Annotated in this window: 16 protein-coding genes; 6 read left to right on the forward strand and 10 right to left on the reverse strand. The window is 57.7% G+C overall.

The features are described 5' to 3' along the window. Nucleotides 1–2 precede the first annotated feature (2 nt). The 3 genes from AC2FAJ_RS11275 to trpS all read right to left on the reverse strand — a co-directional run bounded on the left by AC2FAJ_RS11275 (nt 3) and on the right by trpS (nt 2,214). Nucleotides 3–350, reverse strand: a complete 348-nt coding sequence (locus AC2FAJ_RS11275) for a hypothetical protein (protein ID WP_136128812.1) — start codon at nt 348–350, stop codon at nt 3–5. Further along, nucleotides 343–1,026, reverse strand: a complete 684-nt coding sequence (locus tag AC2FAJ_RS11280) for a hypothetical protein (protein WP_485454149.1) — start codon at nt 1,024–1,026, stop codon at nt 343–345. The genes AC2FAJ_RS11275 and AC2FAJ_RS11280 overlap by 8 nt, the downstream gene beginning before the upstream one ends. Nucleotides 1,027–1,212: 186 nt before the next feature. Next, complete coding sequence (trpS, locus tag AC2FAJ_RS11285; protein ID WP_485454150.1) at nt 1,213–2,214, reverse strand: tryptophan--tRNA ligase; 1,002 nt, start codon at nt 2,212–2,214, stop codon at nt 1,213–1,215. 199 nt (nt 2,215–2,413) lie between these two features. On the opposite strand from trpS, the gene fosA reads away from it, so the two are divergent. Beyond that, nucleotides 2,414–2,839, forward strand: a complete 426-nt coding sequence (fosA, locus tag AC2FAJ_RS11290) for a FosA/FosA2 family fosfomycin resistance glutathione transferase (protein ID WP_485454151.1) — start codon at nt 2,414–2,416, stop codon at nt 2,837–2,839. Here the strand turns inward: fosA and AC2FAJ_RS11295 are convergent. After that, nucleotides 2,825–3,832, reverse strand: a complete 1,008-nt coding sequence (locus AC2FAJ_RS11295) for a LacI family DNA-binding transcriptional regulator (protein WP_309257888.1) — start codon at nt 3,830–3,832, stop codon at nt 2,825–2,827. The genes fosA and AC2FAJ_RS11295 overlap by 15 nt on opposite strands. A 185-nt stretch (nt 3,833–4,017) precedes the next feature. On the opposite strand from AC2FAJ_RS11295, the gene AC2FAJ_RS11300 reads away from it, so the two are divergent. Continuing rightward, a complete protein-coding gene (locus tag AC2FAJ_RS11300) occupies nt 4,018–5,085 on the forward strand; it encodes a cellulase family glycosylhydrolase (protein ID WP_485454152.1) in 1,068 nt (355 codons plus the stop codon). 45 nt (nt 5,086–5,130) lie between these two features. After that, nucleotides 5,131–6,525 carry an MFS transporter gene (locus AC2FAJ_RS11305; RefSeq protein WP_485454153.1) on the forward strand — a complete coding sequence of 465 codons (1,395 nt, stop codon included), beginning with the start codon at nt 5,131–5,133 and terminating at the stop codon, nt 6,523–6,525. A gap of 40 nt (nt 6,526–6,565) precedes the next feature. Here AC2FAJ_RS11305 and mcrC read toward each other — a convergent pair whose 3' ends face one another. From mcrC to AC2FAJ_RS11335, 6 genes are all read right to left on the reverse strand, one after another. Then, nucleotides 6,566–7,699: a 5-methylcytosine-specific restriction endonuclease system specificity protein McrC gene (mcrC, locus tag AC2FAJ_RS11310; protein WP_485454154.1), complete on the reverse strand. Its 1,134-nt coding sequence runs from the start codon at nt 7,697–7,699 to the stop codon at nt 6,566–6,568. Further along, complete coding sequence (locus AC2FAJ_RS11315; RefSeq protein WP_485454155.1) at nt 7,696–9,648, reverse strand: AAA family ATPase; 1,953 nt, start codon at nt 9,646–9,648, stop codon at nt 7,696–7,698. Before AC2FAJ_RS11315 ends, mcrC begins: the two co-directional genes overlap by 4 nt. Nucleotides 9,649–9,779: 131 nt before the next feature. Beyond that, nucleotides 9,780–10,601, reverse strand: coding sequence for an alpha/beta fold hydrolase (locus tag AC2FAJ_RS11320; RefSeq protein WP_485454156.1), 822 nt, complete (start codon nt 10,599–10,601; stop codon nt 9,780–9,782). Between the two features lie 30 nt (nt 10,602–10,631). Further along, entirely contained in the window at nt 10,632–12,251 is a 1,620-nt protein-coding gene (locus AC2FAJ_RS11325; RefSeq protein ID WP_485454157.1) for an MFS transporter, read from the reverse strand. Between the two features lie 32 nt (nt 12,252–12,283). After that, on the reverse strand, nt 12,284–12,655 hold the full coding sequence (locus AC2FAJ_RS11330; RefSeq protein ID WP_485454158.1) for a DoxX family protein: 372 nt from the start codon (nt 12,653–12,655) through the stop codon (nt 12,284–12,286). Further along, on the reverse strand, nt 12,655–14,526 hold the full coding sequence (locus AC2FAJ_RS11335) for an amidohydrolase (protein WP_485454159.1): 1,872 nt from the start codon (nt 14,524–14,526) through the stop codon (nt 12,655–12,657). Before AC2FAJ_RS11335 ends, AC2FAJ_RS11330 begins: the two co-directional genes overlap by 1 nt. Before the next feature lie 218 nt (nt 14,527–14,744). Between AC2FAJ_RS11335 and AC2FAJ_RS11340 the strand changes: the two genes are divergently transcribed. The 3 genes from AC2FAJ_RS11340 (at nt 14,745) to AC2FAJ_RS11350 (ending at nt 15,974) form a co-directional block, all read left to right on the forward strand. Beyond that, nucleotides 14,745–15,431 carry a hydrolase gene (locus AC2FAJ_RS11340; RefSeq protein WP_023331928.1) on the forward strand — a complete coding sequence of 229 codons (687 nt, stop codon included), beginning with the start codon at nt 14,745–14,747 and terminating at the stop codon, nt 15,429–15,431. Nucleotides 15,432–15,492: 61 nt separating this feature from the next. After that, complete coding sequence (locus tag AC2FAJ_RS11345) at nt 15,493–15,714, forward strand: DUF1427 family protein (protein ID WP_047363984.1); 222 nt, start codon at nt 15,493–15,495, stop codon at nt 15,712–15,714. Continuing rightward, a complete protein-coding gene (locus AC2FAJ_RS11350) occupies nt 15,711–15,974 on the forward strand; it encodes a XapX domain-containing protein (RefSeq protein ID WP_041911344.1) in 264 nt (87 codons plus the stop codon). Before AC2FAJ_RS11345 ends, AC2FAJ_RS11350 begins: the two co-directional genes overlap by 4 nt. Nucleotides 15,975–15,991: the final 17 nt, after the last annotated feature.

A 15,991-nucleotide genomic window follows, 5' to 3' on the forward strand; every position in this document is an offset into this window, starting at 1 on the left:
GATTATTCCTCATCTATATTTACAAAAGAAGGTAGGTGCAACATCGCCACGACCCATATGAATAAGCCAATTATTTTCAGCGGCCATGGTTCAAGGACAGCTATACAAGCAAATGCCCCGATGATCATTAAGGGACCTGATAACACATCCAGGAGCCCGCCAAAAATATGTATCTTTCCTGGCAGGAATTTATTCATTACAAATGAAATAATGTAAGCACTTATGGTAATAATGCAAAAGGCGATTGTTTTATCATGCCAGGTTTCGAATTCTATCCAGCAAAGGATATAGGCTAAAACTAAATATGAGCAAAGAAGCAGATTTATAATTGGGATGATAAACTTACTCATACGCGCCTACCGTAGTGTGTGTTGTTAGTTTTTCATTAACTTTCTTCATGATCTGATTAAATACAGGCTTTCCTTCTGAATAACCTGCATGGATAGCATCTACGAAAGGCTGGACGGCATCAGCGAACAGAAAATAAAGCAGGTCATAGTCTCTGGACCTCAGAAGTTGATATACTTCTGGGGCTTCTGCTTCGAGTCTGTCAGATGTTCTAATTGATCGCTCAGCCATTCCCCCAAACAAAAGGAGTGTGCTCAGTGCCGTGATTGGGTTACTTTTCCCTTTGAAAACAACAAACGTGAAGGATGTTCTTTCAATAACATGCTTTGCGATTGTTGATGCGATAATATTGGTTGATATTCTACCTGCAATTGAAGTCATTACAGATCTGTATATTTTATCCTGCTCATCCTCGGTTAAATATCTATTGAACACTTTAAAAATAATTTTAACTGCGTTGACAATGTTCTCGTAATTCAAAATGTCGTTTTTTATGGCAGTCATCATTCTTATACGTTGAGTTTCACGAGCATACCTGGAATCCGTATCAAAGATTCCATAAACCAGATATCCATAATCTAGCGGTACAGATAGTCCTCCATTTATAAGCCCAGTAACTGTATCAGGAGAAGCGATTATGTTGCATAATCTCCGGGCTATATCTTCTACATCAGCCATAGTATCCCTTCAAATGTATTATAAAGGGTAATATCAATGTGATATTAATGTAGATAAAGCAATTAATTATATCTAAACGACGAATTAAGAATTATTGGCGGAATTAATATTATATTAAATGAGATAATAAGCGGCTTTGTGCTAACAGCACGCACTCCACCGCCCAACCTCAATCAACTCACCTAATCAAAACACCGGCACCCCCAGCCCAACCTTCACCTCCCTCAGCGTCGCCTGCGTCACCCCCTGCGCCCGTTCGGTCCCGCGCTTCAGCATCGCCATCAATTCCCCCTTATCACGCATATACATCGCCCTCCGCTCCCGCATCGGCGCAATCAGCTCCTGCAGGCACGCTTCCAGTTCGTTCTTGCACGCCCGGTCACCCAGCCCGCCCGCCTGATAGTGCGCCTTCATCGCCGCCACTTTCTCCTTGTCCGGATGAAACGCGTCGAGATACGTAAACACCACGTTCCCCTCAATCTGCCCCGGGTCGCTCACCTTCAGGTGGTTCGGGTCGGTGTACATGGCGCTGACCGCACGGTGGATCGTCTCTTCGCTGGCCGAAAGGTGCAGCGTGTTGCCCAGCGATTTCGACATCTTGGCGCTGCCGTCGATGCCGGGCAGGCGGCTGGTGTCGCTCAGCATCGCCTTGCAGTGGCGCAGCACCGGGGCGGGCAGCAGGCTGTTCATCTTGTGCACAATCTCGTTGGTCTGCTCAATCATCGGCAGCTGGTCGTCGCCGACGGGCACGCACTCGGCCTTAAACGCGGTGATGTCCGCCGCCTGGCTGATGGGGTAGGCCATAAACCCGACCGGCAGCGAGCGGGCGAAGCCCTTCTGCGCAATCTCGTTTTTCACCGTCGGGTTACGCTCCACGCGGGCAACGGTGACGATGTTCATATACAGCATCGTCAGCTCGGCGAGGGCGGGCAGGGCAGATTGCAGGCAGATCGTGGTCAGGTTCGGGTCGATGCCGGCGGCGAGGTAATCCGCCAGCACTTCGGGGATGTTGTCGCGGATCTTCTGCGGGTTGCTGCCGTTGTCGGTCAGCCCCTGCAGGTCGGCAATCAGCACAAACTGGTTGTGCGTATGCTGGAGCGCCACGCGCTGGCGCAGCGATCCGACGAAGTGGCCGAGGTGCAGCGGGCCGGTTGGGCGATCGCCGGTGAGGATGGTGGGTGCGTTCATAAAGACTCCTTAACGTTGTAATGCCGAAAGGGGTCTTAGAAAAGTGAAAGCCGCCTTTCGGCGGCTATCTGAAAATGGGGAAAACTACTCCGTGCCGCCTTTAAGAAGGCAGCCACCAGCGGTTTACGGTGAGCACGGCGTGGTTTATGTTCATCTCTTTACCGTACCACGTCCGGCGCGAAAAACAAAAGGGCACGTCATGCTGCAATCATTCAACCACCTGACCCTGGCGGTCAGCGACCTGCAAAAAAGCGTCACCTTCTGGCACGAGCTGCTGGGGCTGACCCTGCACGCCCGCTGGAATACCGGGGCCTATCTCACCTGCGGCGATCTGTGGGTCTGCCTGTCGTACGACGAGGCGCGCCGGTATGTGCCGCCGCAGGAGAGCGACTATACCCACTACGCGTTTACCGTGGCGGAAGCGGATTTTGAACCGTTCTCGCAAAGGCTTGAGCAGGCGGGCGTCACCGTCTGGAAGCAGAACAAAAGCGAGGGGGCGTCGTTCTATTTTCTCGACCCGGACGGGCACAAGCTGGAGCTGCACGTGGGCAGCATCGCCGCGCGGCTGGCGGCGTGTCGCGAGAAGCCCTATGCGGGCATGGTGTTTACCTCAGACAAGGCTTGAGGCACGCACCTTCAGCCTGCCCGCCAGCGTCACGTGTGTGGCGGCATCTTCCTGATTGCACAGGTACTCCACCGCCAGCCGTCCCAGCTCGCTGTAGGGCAGCTGGATACTGGTCAGCGGCGGGGTGAGCTGCTCGGAAATCTTCTGGTCGTCGTAGCCCGCCAGCAGCATGTCCTGCGGGATGCGCACGCCGTTCACCGCCAGCGCCTGATAGCAGCCAATCGCCAGCCAGTCGCTGGCGCAGAAGATGGCGTCCGGGCGCTCGGCCAGTTCCAGCAGGGCCGTGGTCGCGGTAAAGGACTCGCTGAACTGCCAGTTGGTCTGGCGCACCAGGCCGTCGTCGCACGCGAGTCCGGCCTGCTGCAGCGCCGCCTGGTAGCCCGCCAGACGCTGGCGGGAGGCCTCCATCCAGCTTTCGCCGGTGATGTGGGCGATGCGCGTGGACCCGCAGGCGATGAGGTGTTTAGTCACCTGGAAAGCGTTGGCGTAGTCGTCCGGGATAAACGACGGCAGCAGCGGCGAGCCGGGGTCTCGCTGGTTGAGTAGCACCAGCGGGATGCGGGTACAGTCGTGAAACGCCGTCATGTCCACCAGCGTGGTGACCGGAGAGGCGAGAATAATCCCGATGCAGTTGCGCTTCTCCAGCTGGCGGATGATGTTCAGCGCCAGCTCAATGTCGTCGCCGTAGTCGTAGACGGTGAGCAGGGTCTCGTTGCGCCACGCCGCTTCCCGCGCCTGGCTGATGGCGTCGATAAACGGGTCGAAGCTCTGCATGGAGCTCACCAGCAGGGCGATCTCTTCCTGGTTGCGCGGGGCGTGAACGGTGGGGAGGCGGTCGTAGCCGAGCTCGGTAGCGACGCTAATCACCCGCTGGCGGGTGTCGTCGCTGAGCTTGATGTTGCGGGACTGGTTAAGCACCAGCGATACCGTCGCCTGCGACACCCCTGCCGCCCGCGCAATATCGTTCATCGTCACTTTCGTTTTTCGCTTCATCCGTCCTCTCCCTTTCGCGACTTCGCATCATACCCTAACCGCACGCTTTAGCGCCGTCGATCACGTTTCTCATTCATCGAAGCGTGAACTTTGTGAGGGGCATCGCTTTTCAGAGCGCCGTGATTTGCGCATTTATCCCGCAACTAATATTTATTAGCTAAATATTATCAGTAAGAGGACGCGTAATGAAAGAGCAGTGGAGCAGGGAGCAGGCACAGGCGTGGTACGAGCAAAAAGGCTGGCTGTGCGGGTTTAACTATCTGCCGTCGACGGCGGTGAACTGGACCGATATCTGGCAGGCAGAGACCTTCGATGCCGCAACCATTGACCGCGAGCTGGGCTGGGCGGCGGAGGCGGGCTACAACACCCTGCGCATCAACCTGCCGTTTATCGTCTGGGAGCATGACCGCGACGGGCTGATGGCGCGTATCGACCGCTTTTTGACGATTGCCGACGACCACGGGTTCAGCACCATGCTGACCCTGATGGACGACTGCGGCTTCTCCGGTGACGAGCCGTACCTCGGCTCGCAAAAGCCGCCAGTGCCGGGCAAGCACAACAGCCAGGCGGCGGCGAGCCCCGGTCGCGACAAGGTGTGCGATCCGGACTGCTGGGCAGACATTGAACGCTATATCCGCGACGATAAGCGCGTGCTGCTGTGGGATCTCTATAACGAGCCGGGCAACCGCGGCATCTTCGCGACCGGTACGGAAGAGGTGCTGTACGACGCGAAGCTGGAGACCTGCGCGCACGAACTGATGAAGCTGGCGTTCCAGTGGGTACGTGAAGAAGACCCGACCCAGCCGCTCACCGTCTGCGCGTGGCGTCTGCCGCCGGAAGAGGAGGACGAGACGTTCTATCAGCATCCGCTGGACCAGACCGCGCTGGCGCTCTCGGACGTGGTGAGCTATCACGCCTACACCAACACCGGGCGGATGACGGCGATTATTCAGCAGCTTCAGGCGCTGGGCCGCCCAATCTTCTGTACCGAATGGCTGGCGCGCCACGTGGGCGGCACCATCGAAGAGCAGCTGCCGCTGATGTACATGGCGAAGGTTGCGCCGTATCAGTGGGGGCTGGTGCGCGGCAAAACCCAGACGTGGCTGCCGTGGCCGGTGGTGATGAAAGAGTCCACGGACTACTGTCGCCTCTGGTTCCACGACGTGTTTGAGGAGAACGGCATTCCGTTCTCACGCGCTGAAATCGCGCTGATGCAGAAGCTGCGCAAAATCGCCCCTAATCCGCAGGGCTAATAATAACGACCCGGCGGTCAGCCGCCGGGCAACCAGGTACGCACTATGGCAATGACAATGAAAATACCGTCTCGCGAGTTGTGGTCTTACTTTGGCTATGGTTTAGGTCAGTGTTTTAGCTTTGGTTTAGTGGGTTCGTTTATTAACTATTTTTACACCGACGTGCTGGGGATCTCGGCGCTGGCGGCGAGCACCATCTTCCTGATTGCCCGCGCATGGGACGCGGTTCACGATCCGCTGTTTGCCAGCATCATGGACACCATTAACAGCCGGTTCGGCAAGTTTCGCCACTTTTTGCTGATCGCGCCGCTGCTGATCACCGGCGTCACGCTGCTGTCGTTCTATAAAATCGAAGCGGACATGACCACCAAAATCCTCTACGCCGGGGTGACGTATATCCTTTGGGGGACGCTGTACGCTATCTCCGATATCCCGTTCTGGTCGATGTCGTCGGTGATGACCAACGACTCCGCCCAGCGCACCCGCGCGGTGACGGCGGCGATGCTCGGGGTGAACGCCGGGATTGCCTGCGCCAACATCTTCTTTCCGAAGCTGGCGGCCTACTTCGCCCAGTACAGCAATGACAAAGGCTACTTTATGGCGGCGCTGGTGATGATGCTGGTGGGCCTGCCGCTGATGCTCAACGGCTTTATGCAGATCAAAGAGCGCGTGCCGCCGAGCCCGGAAAAGGTGACTATCCGCGACACCTTCCACAACCTGCGTCAGAACAAGCCGCTGTTTATCGTCCTGCTGTCGTTCTTTTTCTGCGTGTTCCACAACGTGGCGGGTGGGCTGTATATCTACTTCTTTATCAACAACCTGGGCGACGGCAGCCTGCAGATGGCGATTGGCGTGATGGGGATCGTGGCGGCGGTGCTGTGCCTGGTCGCCCCGATGCTGACGCGCCGGATGCAGAAGCGGAAGCTGTTTATGATCCTCTGCGGGCTGGACGTGGCGGTGCGCGTGGTGATGTGGTTTGTCGGCTATCAGCAGGTGACGATGCTGTTTATTCTGCTCGGCCTGAGCACGCTGTTCGTGATGATGACCAACATCCTCACCTCGTCGATGATTGCCGACACCATTGAGTACGCGGAGTACCACACTAACAAGCGCTGCGCGGCGATCACTTTCTCCGGGCAGACCTTTACCGGCAAGATGTCGGTGGCGGTGGGCGGCGGGCTTATTGGCGTGTTTCTGACGATGATCGACTACGTGCCGCAGGCGCAAATCCAGAGCGAAGGCGTGCTGTCGGGGCTGTTCTTTGGGATTTGCCTGCTGCCGGCGATTGGGTCGCTGATCCGCATGGGCTTTATGTCGCGCTTTACCTTTACCGAGGAGAAGCATGCGGAGGTTTGTCGGCTGCTGGCGGAGCGTCGGCATCATGTAGAAAATAGCCGTGCGGAGAATGAGCGGCTGGAGCGTCCGGCCCCGGCGAACTAAGAGAAATGGGCGCCTGTCACGCAGGCGTCCACTTCAGAACTTAATTCACGTCAGTTATCCCACAGCAATCACGCGCTAATTTCAATAATTGCTGAGTCATTGTGGCGGCATCTGCTGCTAAATCTAAGGTGGCAAAGTGGATTTTATGCCCCTGTACCTCAACGAATTCGTAGAGCATTACATCGACGGCTGGATGAAGTAATAATCCAGCTGAACGGAGAGATAATGGGTCTGTTCGGTTCTCCTGCGTTCGCAGATAGGTATAAATCTGGTAGATATAACCGCTGCGCAAGCTCTTATCGCGATACCAGCCTTTAGTCAGAATGTTATTGAATTTGGTGTCGATGATGACGCGCTGTGGAGGTTGCTTGTGCTCAAGAATAATGTCCGAGTTCATGGTTGGGAAAATACTTTCGCTCCCTGCACTTTGAGACGTTAATCCCCATTTCAACTCTTTTCCGGCAGCGACTGTCCAGTCTTTTTTGGGAAGATGGAAGTGATAGAAACCCGCCATACTTTTCTCGAAGAGCTTGCGCATCCAATAAGGGTCATCAGAAGGCGTTGGCAACAGTTTTTGCCCCGCAGTTTGGGTTGGTAGCCATAATTCAAATGCCAGCTTCGCGGCATCGACCATGGCTTTATCCGCCGCATCATGGCGGCCAAAACGTGTGATTGACGGCAGTTCACCTTTGCCGGGCATACCCCCCTCAATACCACGACGACGCAAATTGATTGCCATTGTGCGACATTGTGCAGCCAGCGTGCCGTTGCTGAGCAGCGGAACAAGGTGCTCTAACGCAGAGCGAACATAGCGATTTCGTGGTGTGTCCAGCGTCATTTCCTGAAACTGACAGGCTACCTGTGCCCGCTCAAGCAATTGTCGACTGGTTGTGCGCAGAACATCAATGCGTCCCCTTACCCTGTTTAGCGTGGCGCGGCGAGTTTGGTATCCCAAACTTAAATGCCTTAACAGCCGCTGCTCCACTTCGTGAAGCAGGATCCTGGCCACCAGCGCCGGGATTTCCTCCGGGTTGTTTTCAGCGGCAACCATGCTGCGCCCGTGGTGGCGAAACAAGCTGGAGGCGTACAGCATCAATAGCCAGATATTGCGCAAAGGAATGCGCGATACAGCTGCCCGAGCCTGCGTATCGCTACGTTCATCAAGATCGGTCATATGTTGAGAAGTCCCTTTCTGGAATCCTGGACTTTCTCCGGCGCATCAAACCAGTATTCGGCAAGTAAAGGGCAGATTTCGGTTTCGACAATCTGCTCGTACCAGGTCATCCCGTCGTCAATTTTCAACCCCGCAGGTGGGGTAACATAGCTATGCCCGATACAAAATTGAGGTCCCAGGGCCGCATCCCTGGACAATTTTTCATTTAAAGCGGTTAATTTGGATTCGATAAGGGCTAATGTTTCCAGGCTCACATTAAACCGTTGGTTAACCCACTTTTTCCACGCGTCGTTAAACTCGGGCTTAAGATCAATAAACGCAAAGCGGCGCCGTAATGCCAGGTCTAGCAGGGCAAGCGAGCGGTCAGCGATATTCATCGTCCCGATGATGTACAGGTTTTCAGGAATGTAGGTTTTTTCATCCATATCAGATCGATATGAGAGCTCAAGCGCCTCATTCGGCGTACGTTTATCCGCCTCCATCAGCGTCAGCGTTTCGCCAAAAATTTGCGCAGGATTGCCCCGGTTAATCTCCTCAATAATGACCACGTACTTAGTTGTCGGATCGTTTACTGCTTTGTCGATTGCATGGAGAAAAGGCCCGTCTACCAGTGCTAAACGTCCTTCATTGTTAGGACGCCAGCCCCGAATAAAGTCTTCGTAGGAGAGGGTAGGGTGGAACTGCACCGCGCTGATGCGCTTAGAGGTTTCCTCGCCCATCAGACAATACGCCAGACGGCGCGCAAGCCAGGTTTTACCGGTTCCCGGCGGGCCCTGAAGGATCAGGTTTTTTTTGGCCTGTAACCGCTGAAGGATGAATTGGATTTTTTCCTCTTCTAAAAAGCAGCCCTCATCGATCAAATTGCTTATCGCGTAAGGCTTGTGGGGGATTTCTGCGGGCACGTTCTCTTCAACCGTTTCCTCGGTGATGCTCTGCAATTCACCTTTATCGAAGTTGAGGTATTCATAATTGCCGGGGGTCTGAAACTCCAGTTCATCATCATCACGTAGTTTTTGCAGATAATATGAAATGGATGATTCAATAGTATTGTTATTGGGATAATCCGCCTTAATCTCATCCAGATAGGCCTCTTTTAACTCCCTCAAAGAGAAAAATGGGCTGTCTTTTCGTAGGCACAGCACCTTGATCTTATTGAGCAAATACGCTTTCCATGTCAGCCGCTCGACTTCATCATTTGACTGTTGCAAATCGATATTCCATGCCGCCAGAGAGAGTTCAGGGAAGGAGTGAACCGGATAGTTTGGCTGGGTAAAAGCCTTTTTGAGCGCCAGGGCTACGGTCTGATAATTGTGTCCGCTACAGCGCCCTTTGGCACCTTTTTTAATGATTTTAATGTTCAGGACTTTCTGGATGTAGTACTGAGACTGGCTATCCAGCGTAGGGTAGAACCAGGGGCGTAGCCAGTACAATCCCATTGTCAGGTTCCAGCCCACATTGCGCACGTTAGATGCGGCGTCATAAGAAAAGAGGAAGTCAGCGGGATCGGCGTTTGGGGTGTCGGCGAAGGAGATTGCCTGAGAAAACATTTCCCACAGCGTATCGATGTCTTCAGGCTTACGTGATTTCTCATAGCCAAAGAACCATGATTTCTGATTGTTAAGTAGCGGAATACCGTCGAACGATTCAGGAACCTTTTCGCGTACGCCTATCAGTTTTGCCAGGCTGGCTGCGATATTTCTTCGGTTGGTAACGGTAAGCGAGCGATTAAACAAGCCCATAGTGGTGAAAGGACAAATGTCTTTCAAAGGATGGGGGACGCCATTAGCGGGCTTGTCCTGTAGGTGTGACATACTACCAATCTCAGCAGCAATGCGGTGAATACCCGCCACCAACTCCTCTCTTCGATTTCGCCAGGTCAGTAGCTGAGAGGCAAAAGCCTGATAAAAGTCTGCCCATTCGAATCTGACGTCTTGCTCAACTGCGTCCATATGCTCTCCAGTAAAATTACAGGCTTCAGTAACCTGGCGAATGAATTTTACGGGATTGCAAGCCTGAGTGAATAACTACCTAAAACAGTGATCTATAAGGGCATGCCGGATCAACATGCCCCTGGACGACCTTACAGCGACTTCACAAACGCCAGCAGATCTTCGTTGAGCTGGTCCTGGTGGGTCAGCGCGAAGCCGTGCGGCGCGTTGTCGTACACCTTCAGCGTGGCGTTTTTGATCATCTCCGCCGCCAGCTTGCCGGTGCTTTCAAACGGCACGATCTGGTCGTTGCTGCCGTGGATCACCAGCGTCGGCACGTCGATTTTCGCCATATCCGGGCGGAAGTCGGTTTCGGCGAAGGCGGTTACGCAGTCGATGGTGCCCTTCAGCGACGCCAGCAGGGCGATGTTCAGCGTCTGCGTCAGGGCACCCGCTGAAACGGTCTGCCCGGCGTTGGTGCCGTAGAACGGCGTGGCGAAGTCGCTTATGAACTGGGCGCGATCTTTACGCAGTCCGTCGCGAATGCCGTCGAACACGCTCTGATCCACACCCTGCGGGAAGGAGTCGGATTTGCCGAAGATTGGCGTCACCGCGCCCAACAGCGCAAGCCCGGCCACGCGCGCGCTGCCGTAGTTGTTGATGTAGCGGGTCACGTCGCCGCCGCCCATGGAGAAGCCCACCAGCGTCACGTCGCGTAGATCCAGGGTGGTAATCAGGTCGTTGATGTCGGACGCAAAGGTGTCGTAGTCGTAACCGTTCCACGGCTGATCCGAGCGGCCAAAGCCGCGACGGTCAAAGGCGATAGCGCGGAAGCCGCGCTCGGCCAGGTAGTTCAGCTGGCTGTCCCACATGTCGCCGTCCAGCGGCCAGCCGTGGCTGAAGAGAACCGGTTTGCCCGCGCCGCCTTCTTTGTAGTAAATCTGCGTGCCGTCTTTTGCCTTAAACGTTGCCATAGTGTGTTCCTGTACAGGTGATGGTTATGGTTATACCGGCGCGACCAGGTAGCGAATAGCCGGTGATGTTGTGCCCTGATGAAAAGCCAGAACGCGGCTCTGCAACAGGAGGTCATTCATGGTGTGGCGCTCCTGCTGGCGCAGATGCTCGATCCAGGAACCCATCAGGAAGGTTTCGATAAACAGACCCGGACGTTCAATATCTTCGTACACCGCCCAGCTCATCGCCCCGGCGCGGCGTCGCACCCGGCGCAGCTCGTGGACCGCCTCCAGGAAGGCCTTCGCGTTGTGCGGGTCGATGATGTACTCGTGCGAGACCAGCACCGGGCCGCGCTCGTTCGGCAGGTCGATCTCCACGCCGTCCAGCGGCTGGCCGCTCAGGTCGAGGTTTAAGTCAGGATCTTTCTCCAGCTTCCAGCGGAACACGGTGGCGCTCGCCAGCACCATCCCCAGCGTGGCGATCACCAGCGAGGTCGGCGTACCGAACTGGGAAGCGATCTGCCCCCAGATGGCGCTGCCCGTGGTCATCGAGCCGAAGAACACCGTCAGGTAGACCGCCAGCGCGCGGGCCTTCACCCAGCGGGCGGCGCTGCGCTGTGCGCCGAGGTTGAGGGTGGAGAGCACCGCAATCCACGCGAAGCCGGTGAAGAACTCAAACAGGTTCAGCAGCCAGACGTGGCGCACAAACGCCAGCGCCAGCATGGTGAGGGCAAAGGTCAGGCTCGCGGCGACCATCAGGCGGTCGGCGTTCAGCCGCTGGCGCAGGCGCGGCAGCAGGATCGCCCCGGCAATGGCCCCCAGGCCAATGCACGCCAGCATCACGCCGTAGCCCGCCGGACCTAAGCCCAGCTCGCGGCGCGCCACCAGCGGCAGTAACGCCCAGCCCGCGCTGCCGAAAACGAAGAAGGCCACCGTGCGCACCAGCACGTTGCGCAGCACCGGCGCGGCGTGCACGTAGCGAATCCCGGAGCGCACCGCAGAGAAGAAGTGCTCCGGCGGCAGACGCTGCACGGACGGGGCCGGACGCCAGCGCCACAGCACCCACGCTACACCCACAACGGACAGCGCGTTCAGGGCAAACACCATCCACGGCCCGGCGAGCGACAGCAGAAAACCGCCCAGCGCGGGGCCAATCGCCCGGCTAATGTTCACCCCGAGCGAGTTCAGCGCCACGGCGGCGCCCAGCTCCGGTTTGCTCACCAGGTCGGGCACCACCGCCTGGAACGGCGGTGAGCTCATCGCCGCGCCCACGCTCAGCAGAAACGTCGCCACCAGCAGCACGGTGGGGGTGACGTGTCCGGTGAAGGAGAGCACCGTCAGCCCGGCGGCGGCGATGAACACCCATAATTGAGAGAAGAGCAGGTATTTACGTCGGTCGACGATGTCCGCCATCACCCCGGACGGCAGGGCGAAGAGGAACATCGGCAGGCTGCTGGCTGCCTGCACCAGCGCGATATCCAGCGGGTCGGCGCTCAGGGTCAGCATGCTCCAGTTGATGCCGACGTCGCTCATCCATGAGCCGACGTTAGAGACCACCGTGGCGATCCACAGCATGCGGAACACCGGCTGGCTCAGCGGCTGCCAGGGTGAAACCGTCGGTGCGGGCGTCGTCTCGACGTGGGCGTCGCGAACGTCGTTAACCTGGGTCATGCGAACCTCTCCGTTGCCTTACGCTGCAGCCGCTACTGGCCCGACCCGGTGAGGGCGAGAGTGGTGAAGATAATCAGCAGCAGCCAGCCAAACTGCCCTTCGGCAATCGACCAGTTCGGGTGGACCGCCAGCATCGCCACCAGCAGCACGGCGATAATCGGCAGGCACGCCAGGCGGGTGTACACGCCCGCAATGATCAACAGCGGGCAGATCGCCTCGGCGACGATCGCCGGGATCAGGCTCGCGTAAGGCCCGAAGCCGAACGGATCTTCAATGCGCGTCAGCTCTTCGCTGAAGTGCAGCACCTTCGGCAGGCCGTGCACGTAGAGCAGCAGCAGGCTGCCGGTGAGGCGCAGGAAGAACAGCCCCAGATCGACCCGGGGCGGCATAGTAGTGTTTTTCATCAGAATGCAAAGCAGCTGCAGCCCAGCGCCCCCCAGAAAGCGTTATCGTCGGACACCGGCATCTCTGACGTGCGGGCGAAATCATGCTGGTGGCTGTGAACTCCGCACGGGCCGCTGCAGTGGTGAGCCACACTCAAGCCGACGCGAGTAGCCTGCGGCGGCGCGCTGCGGTAGTGGCCCGGCACCTTCACCACCGGGGACCACTCGGGCAGGACCGGGATGGCGGGCGGCGCGAGCGGGCCAAAGCTGCCTGCGGCGTAAACGATATCGCCGTTCACCACAGTCAGGACGGACTCGATGCCCTTGATCTCCTCTTCCGGCACGCGGAAGTAGTCTTTGCTGAGCACCGCCAGGTCGGCGAGCTGGCCGACCTTGATCTGCCCCTTCTGGTTCTGCTCGCTGGAGAACCACGCGCTGCCCTGGGTCCAGAGCATCAGGGCGGTATCGCGGTCCAGACGGGCGCTGTGGTCGTACATCTGCATCCCGCCGACGGTGCGGCCGGAGACCAGCCAGTAGAGCGCGGTCCACGGGTTATAGCTCGCCACGCGGGTGGCGTCGGTGCCTAAGCCCACCGGTACGCCGGTCTCGAGCATTTTTGCCACCGGCGGCGTGTGGCGGGTAGCTTCGATGCCATAGCGCTCGGCAAAGTACTCCCCCTGGAAGGCCATGCGGTGCTGGACGGCAATGCCGCCGCCGAGCGCTTTGATGCGGTCGATGTTGGCCTGGGTAACGGTTTCCGCATGGTCGAAGAACCAGTGCAGGCCGTTGAACGGAATGTCGCGGTTCACCTTCTCGAACACGTCCAGCATGCGGCTGATGGATTCGTTGTAGGTGGCGTGCAGGCGGAACGGCCAGCGGTGCTCCACCAGATGGCGCACCACGCGCTCCAGCTCGTCCTCCATGCCCGGCGCGAGGTCCGGGCGCGGCTCGAGGAAATCTTCGAAGTCGGCGGCGGAGAAGACCAGCATCTCGCCCGCGCCGTTGTGGCGGAAGAAATCGCTGCCCTGTCCCGGCGTGAGCATGTCGGTCCATTTTTCAAAGTCTTCCAGTTCGTGACCCGGACGCTGGGTAAACAGGTTATAGGCGATGCGGATGGTCATCTGCTTTTTCTCGTGCAGCTCGGCAATCACCTCGTAATCTTCCGGGTAGTTCTGGAAGCCGCCGCCCGCGTCGATGGCGCTGGTCAGCCCAAGACGGTTCAGCTCGCGCATGAACTGACGCGTGGAGTTGACCTGCTGCTCCAGCGGCAGCTTCGGCCCTTTGGCCAGCGTGGCGTAGAGGATCATGGCGTTCGGACGGGCGATCAGCATCCCGGTCGGGTTGCCGTTGGCGTCGCGCTGGATCTCGCCGCCCGGCGGGTTCGGCGTCTCTTTGGTGTAGCCGACCACCTTCAGCGCGGCGCGGTTGAGCAGGGCGCGGTCGTACAGGTGCAGGATGAAGACCGGGGTGTCCGGCGCGGCGTCGTTAATCTCATCCAGCGTCGGCATGCGGCGCTCGGCAAACTGGAACTCGCTCCAGCCGCCCACCACGCGCACCCACTGGGGCGACGGCGTGCGCAGGGCCTGCTCTTTCAGCATCCGCAGGGCGTCGGCCAGGGACGGCACGCCTTCCCAGCGCAGCTCGAGGTTGTAGTTCAGCCCGCCGCGGATCAGGTGCAGGTGCGAGTCGTTCAGGCCGGGGATCGCGGTGTGGCCTTTCAAATCCACCACCTTAGTACCGTCGCAGTGGTGCTGCATCACTTCGGCGACGGTACCCACTTCCAGAAATTTTCCGTCGCGCACGGCAACGGCTTCCGCGACAGGGTTCTCGCGATCGACGGTGTGAAACTGGCCGTTAACCAGAATGAGATCGGCTTTACCTGGGGTATCCATAACTGCTCCTGACTGAGAGGGGAATGGTCAGGATTATGGGAACCGGTTTCGGCAAAGATCCAGTTATACAATAGGATAGGTATACCAAAGTATAACTATACCTAAGGTTAACTATACGAAGAGATAATTACGCCCAGGCGCGATAAACCGCAGGATGAGGGTGACTTTATCGCCGCGTCGCTCGCGGCGATTTCTACCCTTAACCACTGGAAAATGCTATGACCTCTTCAAAGCTCGAAGTGTTAACCCCTGCGAACTGTCAGATCATCTTTATCGATCACCAGCCACAGATGGCGTTTGGCGTGCAGTCAATTGACCGCCAGGTGCTGAAAAACAACACCGTGGCGCTGGCGAAAGCGGCCAAAGTGTTCAACATCCCGACCATCATCACCACCGTTGAGACCGAAAGCTTCTCCGGTAACACCTATCCGGAGCTGCTGGACGTGTTTCCGGGCCAGGACATTCTGGAGCGTACCTCCATGAACTCCTGGGACGACCAGAAGGTGCGCGACGCGCTGAAGGCTAACGGCAAGAAGAAGGTGGTGGTTGCCGGCCTGTGGACCGAAGTGTGCAACAACAGCTTTGCCCTGTGCGCGATGCTGGAAGGCGACTACGAAATTTATATGGTGGCGGACGCGTCCGGCGGCACCTCCAAGGAAGCCCACGACTTCGCGATGCAGCGCATGATCCAGGCAGGCGTGATCCCGGTGACCTGGCAGCAGGTGATGCTGGAGTGGCAGCGCGACTGGGCGCGTAAAGAAACCTACACCGCGGTGATGGATATCGTGCGCGAACACTCCGGCGCGTACGGCATGGGCGTGGATTACGCCTACACCATGGTGCACAAAGCACCGTCTCGCCAGAAGAGCGAGCACCGCACCTTAGCGCCGGTCCCGGCTCGCTAAGTTCCGCTGGCGGGCTGGTCCCTCATCCGGCTCGCCGCTGCCTTTTTCTCTGGAGTTCACAATGAGTACTGGGCTGATATCCCTTGCCGCAGGCGTGTTGATTGGCCTGATGTATGCCGTGCTGAAGGTGCGCTCCCCCGCGCCGCCCGCGCTGGCGCTGATTGGCCTGCTGGGGATGCTGGTGGGTGAACAGGCGACGCGCCATCTGTTATCCCGCGACGGCGCGCCGCCTCCTCAGGTAACGGTTCCGCAGGTGAAATCGCAGACGGGAGCGACGTCATGAGAGCATGGATAATTTCGCTGGTGTGCGGCGTGGTTGCTGGGGTAATTTACGCCCTGCTCGACGTTCATTCCCCGGCACCGCCGGTTGTCGCCCTGCTTGGCCTGTTTGGCATGCTGGTGGGTGAACAGCTCATCCCGGTGGGACGGCGTTTACTGAGTCGCGAACCGTTTACCCTCGCCTGGTTTCGTCACGAATGCGTGCCGAAAATCAGCGGCACGGCGCCCCCTGCGCCCGCGAAGGACCCTCGCGACGTTAAATGACTGGTTAGAGGAAAAAC

The sequence above is a fragment of the Enterobacter cloacae complex sp. 385G4 genome (assembly GCF_057320665.1).

What these genes read in the sequence shown, in the direction of transcription:
- AC2FAJ_RS11325 (WP_485454157.1), bottom strand. Translation starts at nt 12,251, where the DNA reads ATGACCCAGGTTAACGACGTTCGCGACGCCCACGTCGAGACGACGCCC.
- AC2FAJ_RS11315 (WP_485454155.1), bottom strand. Translation starts at nt 9,648, where the DNA reads ATGGACGCAGTTGAGCAAGACGTCAGATTCGAATGGGCAGACTTTTAT.
- AC2FAJ_RS11275 (WP_136128812.1), bottom strand. Translation starts at nt 350, where the DNA reads ATGAGTAAGTTTATCATCCCAATTATAAATCTGCTTCTTTGCTCATAT.
- AC2FAJ_RS11320 (WP_485454156.1), bottom strand. Translation starts at nt 10,601, where the DNA reads ATGGCAACGTTTAAGGCAAAAGACGGCACGCAGATTTACTACAAAGAA.
- AC2FAJ_RS11350 (WP_041911344.1), top strand. Translation starts at nt 15,711, where the DNA reads ATGAGAGCATGGATAATTTCGCTGGTGTGCGGCGTGGTTGCTGGGGTA.
- mcrC (WP_485454154.1), bottom strand. Translation starts at nt 7,699, where the DNA reads ATGACCGATCTTGATGAACGTAGCGATACGCAGGCTCGGGCAGCTGTA.
- AC2FAJ_RS11300 (WP_485454152.1), top strand. Translation starts at nt 4,018, where the DNA reads ATGAAAGAGCAGTGGAGCAGGGAGCAGGCACAGGCGTGGTACGAGCAA.
- AC2FAJ_RS11335 (WP_485454159.1), bottom strand. Translation starts at nt 14,526, where the DNA reads ATGGATACCCCAGGTAAAGCCGATCTCATTCTGGTTAACGGCCAGTTT.
- AC2FAJ_RS11330 (WP_485454158.1), bottom strand. Translation starts at nt 12,655, where the DNA reads ATGAAAAACACTACTATGCCGCCCCGGGTCGATCTGGGGCTGTTCTTC.
- AC2FAJ_RS11280 (WP_485454149.1), bottom strand. Translation starts at nt 1,026, where the DNA reads ATGGCTGATGTAGAAGATATAGCCCGGAGATTATGCAACATAATCGCT.
- trpS (WP_485454150.1), bottom strand. Translation starts at nt 2,214, where the DNA reads ATGAACGCACCCACCATCCTCACCGGCGATCGCCCAACCGGCCCGCTG.
- fosA (WP_485454151.1), top strand. Translation starts at nt 2,414, where the DNA reads ATGCTGCAATCATTCAACCACCTGACCCTGGCGGTCAGCGACCTGCAA.
- AC2FAJ_RS11340 (WP_023331928.1), top strand. Translation starts at nt 14,745, where the DNA reads ATGACCTCTTCAAAGCTCGAAGTGTTAACCCCTGCGAACTGTCAGATC.
- AC2FAJ_RS11295 (WP_309257888.1), bottom strand. Translation starts at nt 3,832, where the DNA reads ATGAAGCGAAAAACGAAAGTGACGATGAACGATATTGCGCGGGCGGCA.
- AC2FAJ_RS11345 (WP_047363984.1), top strand. Translation starts at nt 15,493, where the DNA reads ATGAGTACTGGGCTGATATCCCTTGCCGCAGGCGTGTTGATTGGCCTG.
- AC2FAJ_RS11305 (WP_485454153.1), top strand. Translation starts at nt 5,131, where the DNA reads ATGGCAATGACAATGAAAATACCGTCTCGCGAGTTGTGGTCTTACTTT.